This window comes from Capnocytophaga sp. oral taxon 323, assembly GCF_001278825.1.
Classification (GTDB): Bacteria; Bacteroidota; Bacteroidia; order Flavobacteriales; family Flavobacteriaceae; genus Capnocytophaga; species Capnocytophaga ochracea.
Genome location: NZ_CP012589.1, coordinates 1,438,583 through 1,454,133 on the forward strand (window position 1 = coordinate 1,438,583; position 15,551 = coordinate 1,454,133).

Below are 15,551 nucleotides of genomic sequence, written 5' to 3' on the forward strand. Positions count from 1 at the left end.
TCTTTGCCCGAAAATAATACACACAGAATTATGACAACTGAACTCATACAATTATACGATACCGTAAGTGAAAAAATAGGTAAGGAAGGAGCTGCAGCATTAGCCAGTTATCTTTCTAAATTTACTGATGAACGCGTAAAGGCAAATATTGATAACTTAGTAACTAAAACAGAATTTCATAAAGAAATAGCAGAAATAAGAATGGATATAGCCGAATTGCGTTCAGAGCTCAAGCAAGATGTTGCAGAGTTACATACTGAGATAACAGAGTTGCGCTCAGAACTCAAGCAAGATATTGCAGAGTTACGCTCAGAACTTAAACAAGATATTGCAGAGCTACGCTCAGAACTTAAACAAGATATTGCAGAGCTACGCTCTGAATACAAACAAGATATCGCCGAATTGCGTACTGAGATTGTAGCGCTAAGAGCAGATTTACAAAATGAAATGAAAGACGGTTTTGCTAAGATGAATCGTATCTTTATACAATGGCTTATAGGATTCTTTACTTCATTAGTAATTCTGATATTAACACTTTATTTTAATAGGTAATAATGATAAATATTATAAAAAAGCCTCATTGCACAGCAATGAGGCTTTTTAGTGAGTGTAGTTCAGATGAAGGAATACGAAAGAAGAATAGGAAGGAATCAGTGCTTTTACTTGTTAAAAAATAGAATACTATCAGAAGAGAACTGTGATTAACTGCCTAATTATAAAGTATTTTATTTGTTTCTAATAGATTTTTCGTAAAAAAACTATTAAAAAATTTGCAGATTAGAAAAATAGCAGTACCTTTGCACCGCAAAAATGAAATGTGATTGGTCTATGGTGTAATGGTAACACAGCAGATTTTGGTTCTGTTATTCTAGGTTCGAGTCCTAGTAGACCAACGAAAGGCTTCCTATAAGGAAGCCTTTTTTGTTTTACAAGAAGGGAGAAAACAACCGCACGATACGTTCTATGAGTTGTTTGAACTTACTCCGCTTTTCCCACGTTTCTAACCTTAATAAACTTGCATCTTCCAAATCCTTATAGAAAATCCTGTGCAAATCACCCGCAACTTCTTTGTTGTACACTAAGGCATTCACCTCAAAATTAAGGTCGAAACTGCGTGCATCGAGGTTAGCTGTCCCTACTGAGGCTACTTCGCCGTCTATCACAAAAGTCTTGGCGTGTACAAAACCTTTTTCGTATCGGTAGATTTCTACCCCTGCTTTTAGCAATTCTTCAAAAAACGATTCGCTAGCCGTATGCACAAACACCGAATCGCCTTCTTTTGGTACAAGTAATTTCACCTCTACCCCACTAAGTGCTGCAATGATGAGGGCTTCTTGTAGCGAAGTGTCGGGAATAAAATAAGGAGTAGTAATTAGGATTTCACGCTTGGCAGCGTAGATGAGTTGTACAGTAGCGAAGAGAATGTTAGATAGGTCAGAATCAGCACCGCTAGAGACAATTTGTGTAAAATAATCGGTAGGGTAGGGCTGTGTGACTATGGGGAAGTAAGGCGCATCGATAGCTACGTTTTTCTCACTGCAAAAATTCCAATCTTGTAAGAATACCGCTTGCAATACGTGAGCTGAGTAACCTCGTATTTTTAGGTGAGTATCCCGCCAATAGAGAGCATTAGGCTCATCGTTGTTGTACTTATCACTGATGTTGATGCCTCCTACGAAAGCAGTATAGCCGTCCACCACCACTATCTTGCGGTGGTTACGGTAGTTCATACGGTTAGCAAGTTTTACAAAGTTGATTTTGTAAAAAGGGAAAGCAGGCACACCATTGGCTAAGAGTTCTTTTACTATATTCTTGCGAATGCCTTGACTTCCGAAATCATCATAAATAAAGCGCACTTCTACCCCTGCCCGCACTTTCTCAATAAGGATATTTTTAATGGCATTGCCTATGTGGTCATTCTCGTAGATGTAATACTCTATATGAATATGGTGCTTTGCTGCGCGTAGGGCGTCGAGTAGTTCAGGGAAAAGGTTTTCGCCGTTGCATATCACCTTCACCTCTTCGTTAGGGATAATAGAGAGGCGTTCTTCTATGTTCGAGAGGAAGCGTAAACTCTTTTCATAGGGAGTGATGAAGGCAGTATCAAGCGAGTTTAGATGGGCACGTATCTGCGGATAGATATGTTCTAATCGCTGACGAAAGGATTGGTCGATAGTGAGCTTTTTGTGGTATATTTTATGCTTGCGATAGTTGATACCAAATGAGAAGTAAAAGATAGCCCCCAATATAGGCACAAAGATAACCAAGAGCAAGTACGCTAAGGCTTTACTCACCGAACGGGTGTCCCACACGATGCGCAAACAAATAGCAATTATCAGTAGGACGTAGAGGATTTCATAGAGCAGAAGGAACTTCATTTTTCACTATTGTCAAGTAATTCTGCGATGTCGTATACTTTTACTTGTGTTTCTTTGTTTTTTATCTTTATACCATCGGTCATCATAGTGTTGCAAAACGGACAAGCGGTAGCGATGATATTGGGGTGCACTTCAAGGGCTTGTTCAGTGCGCAAAACATTGATATCCTTATCGCCTTTTTCAGCTTCTTTGAACATCTGAGCGCCTCCTGCTCCACAACAAAGAGCACGTGCCTTACAACTCTTCATCTCTACCAAATCAGCATCGAGTTTTTGTAAGAGTTCACGAGGGGCATTGTACACCTTGTTGGCTCTGCCCAAATAACAAGGGTCGTGAAAGACAATGCGTTTCCCTTTAAAAGCACCGTCCTCAATGGTAAGTCGGCCTTCCTGCACTAAAGCTTTGAGCAATTCGGTATGATGGAGGACTTCATAGTGTCCGCCTAAGGCAGGGTATTCGTTTTTAAGAGTATTGAAACAGTGTGGACAAGCAGTTACTATCTTAGTAATATGGTAGCTGTTCAGCACTTTGATATTCGTCATTGCCTGCATTTGGAAGAGAAATTCGTTACCTGCACGCTTGGCAGGGTCGCCGGTACAACTCTCTTCGGTGCCGAGTACGGCAAAGCGCACCCCTGCTTTTTGCAAGAGGTGAGCAAAGGCTTTGATAATGCGCTTGGCGCGGTCGTCAAAACTACCAGCACAGCCTACCCAGAAGAGTACCTCGGGGGTTTCGCCACGGGCTGAGAGTTCTGCCATTGTTGGGATCATACTATAGTAATAAAGTTTGTGATATTATCAGAGTTATCAAACGGGGTAGGCACGAGCTACAAGCTCGCACCAGCGAAAGAAAATTGCCAGTGTGGCTCGCACTAATCGTTAAACACTTCTACGGTTTCTTCTTTGAGGACAAAATCAGTGAATTTACCTTTGTAGCGGGTAGCTTTTACGATGTGATTGTCTATCCAGTGATAGTTGCCTCCGCGGGGTTTGCCAAAGATGATGCCGTGATACTTAAAGCCGTGCTTTTTGAGCCATTGCTCAGTAACCTTACGGTGTGCTTCGGTACGTGAGGTGAAAAAGTAAATCACGTGACCTTCGTCATACCATTTGTTTACTTGTGCTAAGGCATCGGGAAATACCTCGGCAGTAGCCATTCGCTCGGGTTCTTCATTGGGGATATCCTCGCCTATTGTGCCATCAATGTCGATGAGGTAGTTTTTCACTCCCTCGGGTAATATAGGATTTTTATTGCCTTGAGCATCTTCTTTTAGGGTAAATTTTTCAGTCATAATATTTGAATTAGCAAATATGAGAATTAGCAAATTGTTAAGGAATCCATTTCTTTTCGAAGTTAGGTTTGCGTTTTTCGAGGAAAGCATCGCGTCCTTCTTTGGCTTCATCGGTCATATACGCTAAACGGGTGGCTTCACCAGCGAATACTTGTTGCCCTACCATACCGTCATCGGTGAGGTTCATAGCAAATTTGAGCATTTTGATAGAGGTAGGCGATTTAGCCATTATCTCTTGCGCCCACTCAAAAGCGGTAGCTTCAAGCTCGTCGTGAGGGACTACGGCATTTACCATTCCCATCTCGAAAGCCTCTTGAGCAGAATAGTTGCGCCCCAAGAAGAAGATTTCGCGGGCTTTCTTCTGTCCGACCATTTTGGCGAGATAAGCCGACCCATAACCAGCGTCAAAACTGGTTACATCGGCATCGGTTTGTTTGAAGATTGCGTGTTCTTTGCTCGCGAGGGTAAGGTCGCACACTACGTGCAATGAGTGTCCGCCACCCACTGCCCAACCAGGGACTACTGCAATCACGACTTTAGGCATAAAGCGAATAAGGCGTTGCACTTCGAGGATGTTGAGGCGGTGGTAACCATCGTCACCCACATACCCCTGATGACCACGTGCTTTTTGGTCGCCACCACTGCAAAAACTCCATACGCCATCTTTTGGGGAGGGACCTTCGGCAGAGAGCAATACGGCACCTATGTTGATATCTTCATAAGCATCTTTAAACGCGTCGAGAAGTTCGGAAGTAGTTTTAGGGCGAAAAGCGTTGCGCACTTCGGGGCGATTGAAAGCGATACGCGCTACACCGTCACATTTTTTATATGTAATATCTTCGTATTCTTTTACAGTTATCCAGTTCACTTTTAATAAATGTTGAATTTTGAATTATAAATTTTGTACCCCAATTAGCAGCACTCTCCTAAGGTTTCTATGGGTGAATCGTAAGGTTTTTACCTTCACTGCGTCCTACTATTTGCTGATTATTCTTGCGCTTATAAGCTATCATTCGCTCGTAAGCAGATAAACCCTTTAAAAGTTTTTCTTCTACTAAATCTTTCTTAATCTCTTTCTTTTTCATATATGTTTTTCCAGCTTTATTACAACTATGATATCATAGTGTTGTTTTCATCTGTGACTTATTTAAGTATAGATAATTAAAACTCAATTTTCAATTGTTCCTCCTGTTTCACCTTATCCAATGGATAATTGGAAATAAATAACTCTTTCCCTTTTTGGTCAGAACTATCAGTTACATTTCTCATTCCGTAAGTAAGCGTCCAAGGAGTGATATTTGCAAAAGAGAAAAGTTCTCTTATATATTCGGAATCATCATAAGTGATCAGCCATTTGTGCTTACATTGTTGCATAGTTTGGGCAAATTTCTGATGGTCAAAAGCCTTATGTAGATGTCCATTCTTACCATAAAGAGCTGATTTGGTAGCTGAATAATAGGGAGGGTCTAAAAAAATGAATACATTCATTCCTTTCTTCTCCACTACTTCCTGATAATCCAAGTTGGTTATCTGTGTATTGTGATGTACAAGGGTGGCAAACTCGCTTAATCGCTGGATACTGCTCTCGGTGAATCGTCCTTTGAAGGCAGCTTCGCTATATCCTCCACTCAAGCTCGTTCCTGAAAAGGTAATTCGGTTATAGATAAAGAATGCGGTGGCGCGTTCTATATCATCAAAGGTATCCAAATGGGTATTAAGGAACTGATACAAGTCCTTCCCTTCAGAATAAGTGGTACGCCACTCCTGTATTTTCTGTATCAATCCTGCTGTGTTCTTTTGAGACATCTCCCAAAACTTGAATAATTCAAAGTACAAATCATTGACCCAAAACTTTTTTTTAGGGAAAAGCTGTTTCAAATAGACGAATACCGACCCTCCCCCTACAAAAGGCTCCCGAAACTCATCAAAAGAGGGGAGGATTTGAGAGATGGTTCCTATCGCTCTACTCTTACCACCTGGGTATCTTAAAGGACTTTTTATCATATTGACCCTTCTATGCTTACTATAAAATTATTTTCTTTAGCTTCTTTAAATAGAAGTTCTATTCTTTTTTGGAGTGTTGCTCCTATCACATTTTCTCTACAAAAGGAATCCAATTCTTTTTCTGTGCCTTCTGAAGTGATTCTCTTCCCTTCCAATTGTTCAGAGGTAAGTTTAAGTACAGCTTTGCTCTGTGCAGGAACATCATTTATGGTAACTTCCTTAAGGTTGGTATATAGAATCATCTTTATCAGACCGTCCTTTATATCGCTCATTGAGGGTAAAACACCTCTTTTTGAATGTTTGCACTCAGTTAGAAAGAGTGTATTCTCTGAAAAAGTCACTTCATCTACTGTAAAAAAGTATTTTCCTCCTAGATAATTGGTAATTGTTACTTTGGCTTTGGAGAAATCTCCTAAACGTTCTTTGGGTTGTAGGGTAGCGAGTTCTCTTTCTTGTGCTTTTTTTGCCTTTTGGCGAGAAAACTCCATAAACAAAGAGACATCTGTTCCTATTTTATCCTTAAGGCTATCTAATCCCGCTAGATTATGCAAAGCCACTCCTGTAGATTGCTCTATGGAAATATAGGCTGTTTTTGCTTTGTCTATAATAGAATGAAAGTTCAGAGTCAGTTCATTTAGGTTCCAATGCAATGCCGAACTGTGATACTGCTCTATTTCTCTTATCTTTTCAAGGATATAATCATTATCCAACTGTTGGTTAGTAATTTTACCCTTATAAATAGTGCTAGATTTTGCCTTGTAATAATAGGCAAAGATAACAAAAACATCTAAAAGTGACATCATAGAAACGGTATCCCATTGTAAGAAATCCCTATCTCCCACCGCTCCTTCATCTTTTACTATAGGAATAACAGTTATTTTCTTACTGATAGAAAGAGAATTATACACCCTTTCATACGGATAAGAGCGGGTTCTTTTAGGTGAAACCCACTTGGAAATAGCAAAAGTTCCCTTTTTACTCTCTACAAGACAGGTAGCAGGTATCGTATTGATATCAAAATCCTTTATAGCAACTCTCTTCAGTTCCTTTGAAAGCTCTATTTTATATTCTATCCCCGTAATTTTCCCTGTAATTTCCATTTAATTTATCCTTTAAATATTTTTTGTACTATTGAAACTCATACTTATCAGCTTGTTATCCCAATTTCTTTGCATCGGCTAAGAATTGAGCTAAACCGCTGTCGGTAAGGGGGTGTTTGAGAAGCCCTAAGATGGCGTTGAGCGGTGCAGTAATGACATCGGCACCTATTTTGGCACATTCGAGGATGTGCATTGTATGACGGACAGAAGCAGCAAGGATTTGAGTCTCGAAATTGTAGTTGTCGTAAATGAGACGTATGTCCTCGATGAGCGAAAGACCGTCGGTTGAGATATCGTCGAGTCTACCGATGAAAGGCGACACGTAAGTAGCCCCTGCTTTGGCTGCCAAAAGCGCCTGACCTGCTGAGAATACCAGCGTACAGTTGGTACGGATACCCTTATCGGTGAAATATTTAATGGCTTTGATACCGTCTTTTATCATCGGTACTTTTACTACGATTTGAGGGTGAAGGGCGGCAAGTTCTTCGCCTTCGCGCACAATGCCCTCATAGTCGGTGGCGATTACTTCGGCAGAAACATCGCCTTCTACGATAGTGCAGATATCAGTATAATGTTTTAGTATCGCGGCTTTGCCGGTGATGCCTTCTTTTGCCATTAACGACGGATTAGTGGTTACGCCGTCTAACACACCCAAATCTTGGGCTTCTTGAATTTGCGATAAATTCGCTGTATCGATAAAAAATTTCATAATGTTATTAATTTATAATTGATAGTGTTTCATTAGCATTTTCTCGTAGGATTTGCTTGGTAAGAGTCGTTTGAGGACAATGGAGAACTTCTGCAAGAAACTACCTTGTTTGTAATGCACTTTTGGGTGTTTGGTATTGATGACTTTCAGTATTTTGTCAGCCATTTCTTTGGGATCGCCACCACTATCCACGTGCTTGTTCATCAGACGGAGTTGTTTTTCATAGACTTCGGCATAAGGAGAACCTTCGTTTACAGGGGTGTGATAACGGCGAGAGGCAATATCGGTAGCATAATCGCCTGGGGAAATACTACAGACTTCTATACCAAAAGACTTAACTTCCATACGTAGAGCTTCACTCATCAGGAGGAGAGCGCCTTTGCTGGCTGAATAAGCCCCACGAAAAGGCAAGCCCATATAGCCTGCAATAGAGGCAATGTTGATGATACGTCCGCTTCCCTGAGAGCGCATTGCTGGGAGGACTTGTTGTATCACAGTTATAGCACCATAGAGATTGGTAGCGAAAACGTTGTGCAACTGCTCAGCGGGGAGTTCTTCTACGGCACCCGTAACACCTACACCTGCATTATTGATGAGTATATCGATGCGACCTACTTCGGTGAGGATTTGCTGTACCGCTTCTTTGATAGAGGCTTCGTTTCGCACGTCCATTGGCAAGAGACGAAAAGGCAAGTTTTTGCCTTCTACATTGCGCGCTGTTCCGTAGACCAAAAAGCCTTTGGAGACAAGTAGCAAGGCGGTTTCTTTACCTATGCCCGATGTAGCACCAGTGATGAGAACAGTTTTGTTCATTCGTTTAAGAAATTTGTGCAAAGGTAGGAATAATTTGCCAATTAGCAAATAAGTGAATTATCAAAAAAAGGGCTAAAATCAATTATTTGTTATTTAATGTGAGTTTGATGTAAGAAAAGTGTAGCTTACGCTACAGAAATCTTACAAATCTTTACAAATCAAACAAATAAGCAACAAGTTACCTGAAGGTCTCGCACAGATTACAGCTGTGGAAGATACTAGAACCAACGGAGAAGAAATCGGGTTAAATAGTAGCTACTTCGTCGTGAATATATTGTCGTCCTTCACAAAATTGAGCTAAATCCTCTTCTATAAACCATTTTACTTCCGTAGTAGAAGTTTTAGGGTATAGCAGATGTACATTAGCTCCTGCATCGAGCGTAAAACAAAGTGGGATATTCGTTTCTTTGCGATATTGCCATATGCGCTGAATCACTTCTAACGTATTGGGGCGCATCAGAATAAAGTATGGAATACTGGTTTGCATCATTGCGTGCAGAGTGAGAGCTTCACTTTCCACTACTTCTATGAAACGCTCTACATCACCGGAAGCAAAACTTCTGACAAGTTTATTGATGTTCTCATTGGCTTGTGCAAAACGCGCCTCAGCAAAAGGGTGACCGTGCATTAGGTTATGACCTACGGTACTGCTGACTTGCTTCTGACCTCTATCGATGAGCAAAATAGTATCTTGATAATTTTGAAAAACTTCGTGAACGGGGAGGGGATAGGGTATACCATATTCATCGGAACTCCCTATAATGGCAGGGTGTTCGCCCCATACTACTATACTGCCTTGCACACTTCGGCAGGCACTACCCGAACCCAAGCGCGCCAAGAAAGAGGCTTTTTGCCAAAAAGCTTCTTCTGCATAAGTTTCTCCTAACTCTTTAGAAATCTGCATTAAGCATACCGAGAGGGCAGCCATTGCGCTTGCAGAAGACGCAATACCACTGCTATGAGGGAAAGAATTATGTGAGGCAATGCTAAAATGATAGTCCTTTAAGAAAGGCAAGTAAGCTACAATCCGCTCAAAGAAAGTATGGATTTTAGGGTGAAAAGAAGGTTTGGGTTGTCCTTCAAAGCTAAAATCGAATGAAAAGGGTTCGCCTGAGGCAATAGAAGATTCGCTCCTACGTTCATATTCAATAGAAGTTTCGGTATAACAATGCGTGAGTGTAAAGCTGATAGAAGGGTTTGCAGGGAGCTGTTCTCCCTTCTTACCCCAATACTTTACTAAGGCTATATTACTCGGTGCTTTGAAAGAAATCATATTTAGGCAATAGGACTTAGTCCATAGGCGTTAGGGTATAGGCAATAGCAGGAAACTACTGACTCATATTATTTTAGTTTTTATTACAATACTAAGAACTAAAACAAGGGATTTTGTTTAGTGCTTCTGAATCTGAGAATTATTACACTATCTCCTTTAATTTCATAGTAGAGTAAAAATCTTCCTTTAAAGAAAATCCGCTGATAAACATTATCTACTTCTATGTATTTAGCTAAAAAATAGGGGTCTTCTTCTATTTCTTTCTGAACTTTTTCAGTTTCAATTGCTATTTTTTCAGAATAAGAGTCAGATTTATTGTTCTCACTCCAGAAATCTAAAGTGTTTTCTAGCTCTGTCTTAGCTTTACCCGACCACCTTACTCGCATATCTTTTTCTGATGTTATCGAATAATTCTTTTCCGTCTATCCAATTACCTTTTTCGACGTCTTCACGGGCTAAGGCAATAGCTTGTTTATCCTCATTTGTTATTAGAGAAGGATATTCGTAAGGATTGGTTACCTCAATTCCTATGGTAGCAAAGTAATCAACTATTTGTTGATACTGCTCAAAGTCGATATTTTTATTTAATATAAGTGTGTTCACATTGTTAGGTTTTAGGGATTCAACTTTGCCAAAGGTGCGAGTTGCCTATATTTTAAGCTCTCACGGCGCGGTTCATCACCAAATCGATGTACAAATTCACTTTGTCTTTGAGCTCTTTGCGGTTTACGATAAAATCCAAGAAGCCGTGTTCGAGTAAGAACTCTGCTGTTTGGAAATCTTCGGGGAGGTCTTGCCCTGTTGTGTCTTTCACTACACGAGGTCCTGCAAAACCAATAAGAGCCCCTGGTTCGGCTATATTGATGTCGCCCAGCATCGCAAACGATGCAGTGATACCTCCCGTTGTAGGGTCGGTACAAAGCGAGATGTAAGGTAGTTTGGCTTCGTCTAACTGAGCGAGTTTAATAGACGTTTTAGCCATTTGCATTAGTGAAAGAGCGGCTTCCATCATACGTGCGCCTCCTGATTTAGAAATCATCAAGAAAGGCAATCGGTGTTTGATAGCATAATCAATCGCACGACAAATCTTCTCACCTACTACACTTCCCATAGAACCACCGATGAAAGCGAAATCCATACAGCCTATTACAATAGACTTACCTTTAGAGCTTCCTACGGCAGTGCGTACGGCATCTTTTAAGTTTGTTTTTTGAGTAGCTTCTTCCAAACGTTGGGTATAGGGTTTTGTATCGACAAATTCTAAAGGGTCTTTAGAGCTCATATTGGCATCGAGTTCTTGAAATTCGTTGTTATCAAACAATATTTGGAAGTACTCTTTACTACCTATGCGCACGTGATACCCATCGTCGGGACTTACATAGAAGTTGGAAGCTAACTCGTCCTGTTCGACGATGTTACCGCTGGGTGATTTAAACCATAATCCTTTGGGGATATCTTTCTTTTCCTCAGTAGAGGTTTGTATTCCTTTTGCTGTTCTTTTAAACCAAGACATAATTATTCTGTTTTAGTAAAGTGCAAAAGTACAAAGTTTTTTTGAAATAGCAAAAAAGGAGAATTAATGATTAGTGATTAGTGGTTAATGATTAATGGTTAATGATTAATGGTTAATGATTAATGGTGAAATAGGGAGAGGATTATACAAAGCTTATAGGATAATCGGATAATGAGTGGGGTTACAGTGGGTCTACAGTGGCTCTACAGTGGCTCTACAGTGGGTCTACAGTGGCTCTACAGTGGGTCTACAGTGGGTCTACAGTGGCTCTACGCTGACTAATAGATTAAGAATCAGTGGAGGGAAGATGGACAAAAGACGGTGCGAACTGCATAGGCAGATGAAGAATAAGCGCAGAATGATTGAACCTATGAAGAAGGTAAGGTGAAGAATAATTGGTGTATTGAGATTTGTTTTGTATTTTTGCACCGTTTTTAAGAAAAGTATAATGACGACCCATCACCAGCAACATCTTCTCAAACGCCTTTTGATATGGCGTGTAAAGCATATTTCGGATAGGCGTTTTATCCTTATTCTCAGTGGAATAATAGGCATTGCTACGGGATTGGCTGCCTTGGCAATGCGCTCGTTTACACATCTTATTCAGTGGCTGTTGGACGACAAGCTCGCTCAAACTATTACTTATAGTTTTTACTTTATCCTCCCAATGTTAGGCTTTGCCATTGTGTATTTGGTAAAAAAATACGTGATACGGCACGATGTGAACCACGGAATTCCTTCGATTCTTTATGCGGTAGCTCACCAAAAAGGGATAATGAAGCGTTTTCAGGCGTATGGCAGTATCCTCACAGCACCTATTACCGTTGGTTTTGGAGGTTCGGTGGGGTTAGAAGGTCCGATGGTGGTAACGGGGGCAGGTATTAGTTCCAATATTTGCAGGTTTTTTCACATTAATCAATCTAACCGGATGTTGCTTTTGGCGTGTGCTTGTGCGGCGGCTTTAGCAGCTATTTTTAAAGTGCCTATTGCGGCGATACTGTTTGCTATTGAGGTTTTTGGATTGGATTTGACGCTCTCGTCACTCATACCGCTGTTTATCGCTTCCCTTTGTGGGGTATTCACTTCTTATTTCTTCTTTGGCAGTGAAGTATTGATACCCATAACCATCACGCGAGCTTTTTCATTGCAAGGCATTCCGTTTTATATTCTCTTGGGAGTAGTAGGCGGATTGATGTCGGCTTACTTTACCTATGTATACGAGAAAATAAATGCTACTTTTAAGAAACTCACTTCGCCTTGGCTAAAAATAGTAGTGGGCGGAGCTCTTTTGGGGTTGCTTATTTACATAATGCCACCGCTTTACGGTGAAGGACACGAGATTATCAATCACCTGAAAGAAGGTCACCCCGAACTGTCACTGAGTAGTAACATTTTTGGTTGGGACTTATCGAATGCGTGGGTGATTATCCTACTTTTGGCTGCCCTTACCTTTGCAAAGGTTATTGCCACCTCGCTCACCTTTGGTGCGGGAGGGGTAGGAGGTATCTTCTCGCCTATGCTGTTTATGGGGGAGTGATGGGGAACTGCTTGGCGCGCATCATCAACGAGTTTCCTATTTTGGGCTACAAAGCAGAGTTGCCCAACTTCACTTTGGTGGGAATGACTGCGCTGATGACGGGGGTATTGCACGCACCCCTTACGGCTGTTTTTCTCATTGCCGAGGTAACGGGAGGTTATTCGCTGTTAGTACCGGCGATGCTCACTGCTGCGGTATCGTTTTTGGTAGCCAAATACTTTAACAAATATTCTGTTTATACGATGGAATTAGGCAGAAAAGGAGAACTCATCTCGCAGAACAAAGACCAATCGATACTCACCCTAATGGATTTTGACCAAGTGGTGGAACACAATTTCACCCCCGTATATACCGATATGAAACTTCGTGAGGTGGTGTACAATGCTGTGCGCGAATCGAACCGCAATATCTACCCTGTGCTTGACCGCGAAAAAGGTACGCTACAAGGTGTGATACTGCTTGACGACATACGGCACTTGATTTTTGAAACGAACTATTACGACAAGATTCCTGCCGTAGAACTAATGCAGAAACCACCTGCCATTATAGAAATGGGCAAGGACAAGATGAGCACCGTAATGGATAAGTTTCAGCATACTGGTGCGTGGAACTTGCCCGTAGTGAAGGACGGTAAGTATATAGGGTTTATCTCCAAATCGAAGTTATTGAGCATTTATAGAAGGAAATTGATATATTTTACGCAGTAAGAGCTAAAAAGGTAAAAGATAAATCAAGATATAGAATTAAGCTAATACAAGTGTTTTATAGTCAAACAAAAATAGATTGCGAATAAAAAGGCTTATTTTTTGGAGGGACAAATAGCCTCACATACGCTGCTATCAGAAGCTTTACCCCTACGAATGCCGAAAAAGTAGTTGGTTATCAGTACAATCAACTTTGGCAAAGTTTCAAACTTTGCCAAAGTGTAGCGCGTAAATTCGGATAGGCTATAATATAGAGAAACAAAACAGAAAAAAGTTCTTGTTATAGGTATCTTATACGAACCTTATACAAACCTTGGACGAATCTTGGACGATAGCTATATCTATACATTTCTACACAAATACTATTTTTATAGAAAAACATTCCAAAAATCATCTTCATAACGAAATAAATATCTTTTTTAGTAATCTCTATGAGCTTTGAAAGTTGGAGCAGGGGTATTGAAATCATTTTTAGAGAAAAGTATAAAGCAAAAAGAATTATTAGAATATATTATTGTATTTGTCATTAGTATTTGTAATTTTGCAGGCTCTATGGATATCATAACTCTTTTGAAAGCTGCGAGGTTGCGCACCTTACCCTTATCGGTTGCGGGGATTATCACGGGGAGTGCTTTGGCATTTCGCGAAGACCCTTATACTTTTAGGTGGGAGATTCTTGGTTGGGCACTGCTTACCACTATTTTGTTTCAGGTACTTTCGAACTTTGCCAATGATTATGGCGATGGGGTAAAGGGCACGGACAATGAGCACCGCATAGGTCCTACAAGAGCTTTGCAGAGTGGGAGAGTTACGCGTAGGCAGATGAAGAGGGTTGTACTTATCACTGCTTTACTGTCGTTACTTTCGGCTATGGTGCTTATTTATACGGCTTTTGGAAGAGAAAATCTGTTATATATCTCGGTGTTTTTTGTTTTAGGAGTGCTGTGTGTAGTAGCGGCTATCAAGTACACTGTGGGGCAATCGGCTTATGGATATCGGGGCTGGGGCGACCTATTTGTGTTTGTGTTCTTTGGGTTAGTGAGCGTGGTAGGCACTTATTTCTTATACACAGAGAGCTTGAATAAGGTTATATGGTTGCCCGCTATTGCTATTGGCTTGCTGAGTGTAGCAGTGCTGAACCTAAATAATATGCGCGATTATGAGAACGATAAGCGTTCGGGTAAGCATACATTGGTAGTGAAAATGGGAATTCCGATGGCTAAATATTATCATTATTATTTAGTTATATTGGCGATGGTAGCGATGTTGGGCTTTTCGGTGATGCGTTTGCAAATGCGTTGGGAGCTTCTGTACTTAGTTGCTTTTCTACCTTTAATAGGACATTTACTCACCGTAAAACGAAATACGGAACTCAAACAGCTTGATAAAGAATTAAAGATAGTAGCCCTGAGTACTTTTTTGCTTTCGGTACTCTTTTTTGTGGGGATTTTGATACATATATTTTAAGGAGAGTTAAACGAAAGAAGGAGATAGTAACGGACGTTATATATATTAAATAAATACACTAAAAAACATAATAACTATGGAGGTAACTTATTACGGACACTCGTGTGTGAGCATCAAAATAGGCGATACACATTTGCTTGTAGACCCGTTTATTGCTAATAATCCTTTGGCAAGCCATATAGATATCAATACGATTCCTGCTGACTACATCTTGATAACCTCGGCGCAACAAGACCATATATCGGACGTGGAGCAGATAGCTAAGCGCACGAAAGCGCAAATCATTTCGAATTTTGAAATCTCTAATTACTTTTTTAATTTGGGAATTGAAAATTCACACCCTATGGACTTGGGAGGGCTGTACAGTTTCCCATTTGGGTCGGTGAAGATGGTACCAGCGTTACATTCTTCTACTTTTGAAAATGGCACTGCCGGCGGGTGTGCTTGTGGGTTTGTGATTAAAACTTTGGAAAAGACGGTATACGTATCGGGGGCTACGGCTTTGTATTTTGATATGCAACTCATACCGGTGCGTTATAAGTTGGACTTAGCTATATTGCCCATTGGAGGTAACTTTACAATGGACGTGGAAGACGCTATTATGGCTTCGGACTTTGTGAAATGCAACAAGGTGTTGGGGTATCATTACGACACTTTTAACCTCATTAAGTTAGATGATAAGGATTTAGCAAAGAGGAGTTTTAAGGCAAAAGGCAAGGAGCTGATATTAACAGATATAGGGCAATCTATTTTTGTATAAAT

17 protein-coding genes, 1 tRNA gene and 1 pseudogene are annotated in these 15,551 nt (G+C 40.6%); 6 read left to right on the top strand and 13 right to left on the bottom strand.

Features of this window, described 5'->3' with window-relative positions:
• Positions 1 to 30 precede the first annotated feature (30 nt).
• Together AM608_RS06145 and AM608_RS06150 are read left to right on the top strand one after the other, a co-directional pair.
• Positions 31 to 552 carry a coiled-coil domain-containing protein gene (locus tag AM608_RS06145; RefSeq protein WP_053581110.1) on the top strand — a complete coding sequence of 174 codons (522 nt, stop codon included), beginning with the start codon at positions 31 to 33 and terminating at the stop codon, positions 550 to 552.
• Positions 553 to 822: 270 nt separating this feature from the next.
• Positions 823 to 893 (top strand) — tRNA-Gln (locus tag AM608_RS06150).
• A 33-nt stretch (positions 894 to 926) separates the two neighbouring features.
• On the opposite strand, the gene cls is transcribed toward AM608_RS06150, so the two are convergent.
• From cls to accD, 13 genes are all read right to left on the bottom strand, one after another.
• Positions 927 to 2,378: a cardiolipin synthase gene (gene cls / locus AM608_RS06155; protein WP_053581111.1), complete on the bottom strand. Its 1,452-nt coding sequence runs from the start codon at positions 2,376 to 2,378 to the stop codon at positions 927 to 929.
• Positions 2,375 to 3,148 (bottom strand): (Fe-S)-binding protein, encoded by a 774-nt coding sequence (locus tag AM608_RS06160; protein ID WP_053581112.1) that lies wholly within the window; start codon positions 3,146 to 3,148, stop codon positions 2,375 to 2,377. Before AM608_RS06160 ends, cls begins: the two co-directional genes overlap by 4 nt.
• A 101-nt stretch (positions 3,149 to 3,249) precedes the next feature.
• Positions 3,250 to 3,669, bottom strand: coding sequence for a phosphoheptose isomerase (locus tag AM608_RS06165; RefSeq protein WP_053581113.1), 420 nt, complete (start codon positions 3,667 to 3,669; stop codon positions 3,250 to 3,252).
• Positions 3,670 to 3,706: 37 nt separating this feature from the next.
• Positions 3,707 to 4,537 carry a 1,4-dihydroxy-2-naphthoyl-CoA synthase gene (locus tag AM608_RS06170; RefSeq protein WP_016479883.1) on the bottom strand — a complete coding sequence of 277 codons (831 nt, stop codon included), beginning with the start codon at positions 4,535 to 4,537 and terminating at the stop codon, positions 3,707 to 3,709.
• Positions 4,538 to 4,604: 67 nt separating this feature from the next.
• Positions 4,605 to 4,754: a hypothetical protein gene (locus AM608_RS12250; protein WP_053581114.1), complete on the bottom strand. Its 150-nt coding sequence runs from the start codon at positions 4,752 to 4,754 to the stop codon at positions 4,605 to 4,607.
• 76 nt (positions 4,755 to 4,830) lie between these two features.
• Complete coding sequence (locus AM608_RS06180; protein WP_053581115.1) at positions 4,831 to 5,673, bottom strand: DNA adenine methylase; 843 nt, start codon at positions 5,671 to 5,673, stop codon at positions 4,831 to 4,833.
• Positions 5,670 to 6,773, bottom strand: a complete 1,104-nt coding sequence (locus tag AM608_RS06185) for a hypothetical protein (protein ID WP_053581116.1) — start codon at positions 6,771 to 6,773, stop codon at positions 5,670 to 5,672. The genes AM608_RS06180 and AM608_RS06185 overlap by 4 nt, the downstream gene beginning before the upstream one ends.
• Before the next feature lie 55 nt (positions 6,774 to 6,828).
• Positions 6,829 to 7,482 carry a fructose-6-phosphate aldolase gene (fsa, locus tag AM608_RS06190; protein WP_009417185.1) on the bottom strand — a complete coding sequence of 218 codons (654 nt, stop codon included), beginning with the start codon at positions 7,480 to 7,482 and terminating at the stop codon, positions 6,829 to 6,831.
• Between the two features lie 12 nt (positions 7,483 to 7,494).
• Positions 7,495 to 8,295 carry an SDR family oxidoreductase gene (locus AM608_RS06195; RefSeq protein ID WP_053581117.1) on the bottom strand — a complete coding sequence of 267 codons (801 nt, stop codon included), beginning with the start codon at positions 8,293 to 8,295 and terminating at the stop codon, positions 7,495 to 7,497.
• 244 nt (positions 8,296 to 8,539) lie between these two features.
• A complete protein-coding gene (locus AM608_RS06200) occupies positions 8,540 to 9,568 on the bottom strand; it encodes a diphosphomevalonate/mevalonate 3,5-bisphosphate decarboxylase family protein (protein ID WP_053581118.1) in 1,029 nt (342 codons plus the stop codon).
• A 98-nt stretch (positions 9,569 to 9,666) separates the two neighbouring features.
• Positions 9,667 to 9,954, bottom strand: a complete 288-nt coding sequence (locus AM608_RS06205) for a type II toxin-antitoxin system RelE/ParE family toxin (RefSeq protein ID WP_053581119.1) — start codon at positions 9,952 to 9,954, stop codon at positions 9,667 to 9,669.
• Positions 9,932 to 10,171: a hypothetical protein gene (locus AM608_RS06210; protein WP_009417173.1), complete on the bottom strand. Its 240-nt coding sequence runs from the start codon at positions 10,169 to 10,171 to the stop codon at positions 9,932 to 9,934. The genes AM608_RS06205 and AM608_RS06210 overlap by 23 nt, the downstream gene beginning before the upstream one ends.
• Before the next feature lie 52 nt (positions 10,172 to 10,223).
• Positions 10,224 to 11,081, bottom strand: a complete 858-nt coding sequence (gene accD / locus AM608_RS06215; RefSeq protein WP_009410329.1) for an acetyl-CoA carboxylase, carboxyltransferase subunit beta — start codon at positions 11,079 to 11,081, stop codon at positions 10,224 to 10,226.
• 175 nt (positions 11,082 to 11,256) lie between these two features.
• On the opposite strand from accD, the gene AM608_RS12120 reads away from it, so the two are divergent.
• The 4 genes and pseudogenes from AM608_RS12120 (at position 11,257) to AM608_RS06230 (ending at position 15,549) form a co-directional block, all read left to right on the top strand.
• Complete coding sequence (locus AM608_RS12120) at positions 11,257 to 11,469, top strand: dihydrolipoyllysine-residue succinyltransferase (RefSeq protein ID WP_157466273.1); 213 nt, start codon at positions 11,257 to 11,259, stop codon at positions 11,467 to 11,469.
• Positions 11,470 to 11,529: 60 nt separating this feature from the next.
• Positions 11,530 to 13,325 (top strand): annotated as a pseudogene (locus AM608_RS06220) (chloride channel protein).
• Positions 13,326 to 13,760: 435 nt separating this feature from the next.
• Positions 13,761 to 14,789, top strand: a complete 1,029-nt coding sequence (menA, locus tag AM608_RS06225; protein WP_053581120.1) for a 1,4-dihydroxy-2-naphthoate octaprenyltransferase — start codon at positions 13,761 to 13,763, stop codon at positions 14,787 to 14,789.
• 76 nt (positions 14,790 to 14,865) lie between these two features.
• Entirely contained in the window at positions 14,866 to 15,549 is a 684-nt protein-coding gene (locus tag AM608_RS06230; protein WP_002673809.1) for a metal-dependent hydrolase, read from the top strand.
• Positions 15,550 to 15,551: the final 2 nt, after the last annotated feature.

Coding starts and splice junctions, on each gene's coding strand:
- AM608_RS06145 (WP_053581110.1), top strand. CDS start 31: ATGACAACTGAACTCATACAATTATACGATACCGTAAGTGAAAAAATA.
- cls (WP_053581111.1), bottom strand. CDS start 2,378: ATGAAGTTCCTTCTGCTCTATGAAATCCTCTACGTCCTACTGATAATT.
- AM608_RS06160 (WP_053581112.1), bottom strand. CDS start 3,148: ATGATCCCAACAATGGCAGAACTCTCAGCCCGTGGCGAAACCCCCGAG.
- AM608_RS06165 (WP_053581113.1), bottom strand. CDS start 3,669: ATGACTGAAAAATTTACCCTAAAAGAAGATGCTCAAGGCAATAAAAAT.
- AM608_RS12250 (WP_053581114.1), bottom strand. CDS start 4,754: ATGAAAAAGAAAGAGATTAAGAAAGATTTAGTAGAAGAAAAACTTTTA.
- AM608_RS06180 (WP_053581115.1), bottom strand. CDS start 5,673: ATGATAAAAAGTCCTTTAAGATACCCAGGTGGTAAGAGTAGAGCGATA.
- AM608_RS06185 (WP_053581116.1), bottom strand. CDS start 6,773: ATGGAAATTACAGGGAAAATTACGGGGATAGAATATAAAATAGAGCTT.
- fsa (WP_009417185.1), bottom strand. CDS start 7,482: ATGAAATTTTTTATCGATACAGCGAATTTATCGCAAATTCAAGAAGCC.
- AM608_RS06195 (WP_053581117.1), bottom strand. CDS start 8,295: ATGAACAAAACTGTTCTCATCACTGGTGCTACATCGGGCATAGGTAAA.
- AM608_RS06200 (WP_053581118.1), bottom strand. CDS start 9,568: ATGATTTCTTTCAAAGCACCGAGTAATATAGCCTTAGTAAAGTATTGG.
- AM608_RS06205 (WP_053581119.1), bottom strand. CDS start 9,954: ATGCGAGTAAGGTGGTCGGGTAAAGCTAAGACAGAGCTAGAAAACACT.
- accD (WP_009410329.1), bottom strand. CDS start 11,081: ATGTCTTGGTTTAAAAGAACAGCAAAAGGAATACAAACCTCTACTGAG.
- AM608_RS06230 (WP_002673809.1), top strand. CDS start 14,866: ATGGAGGTAACTTATTACGGACACTCGTGTGTGAGCATCAAAATAGGC.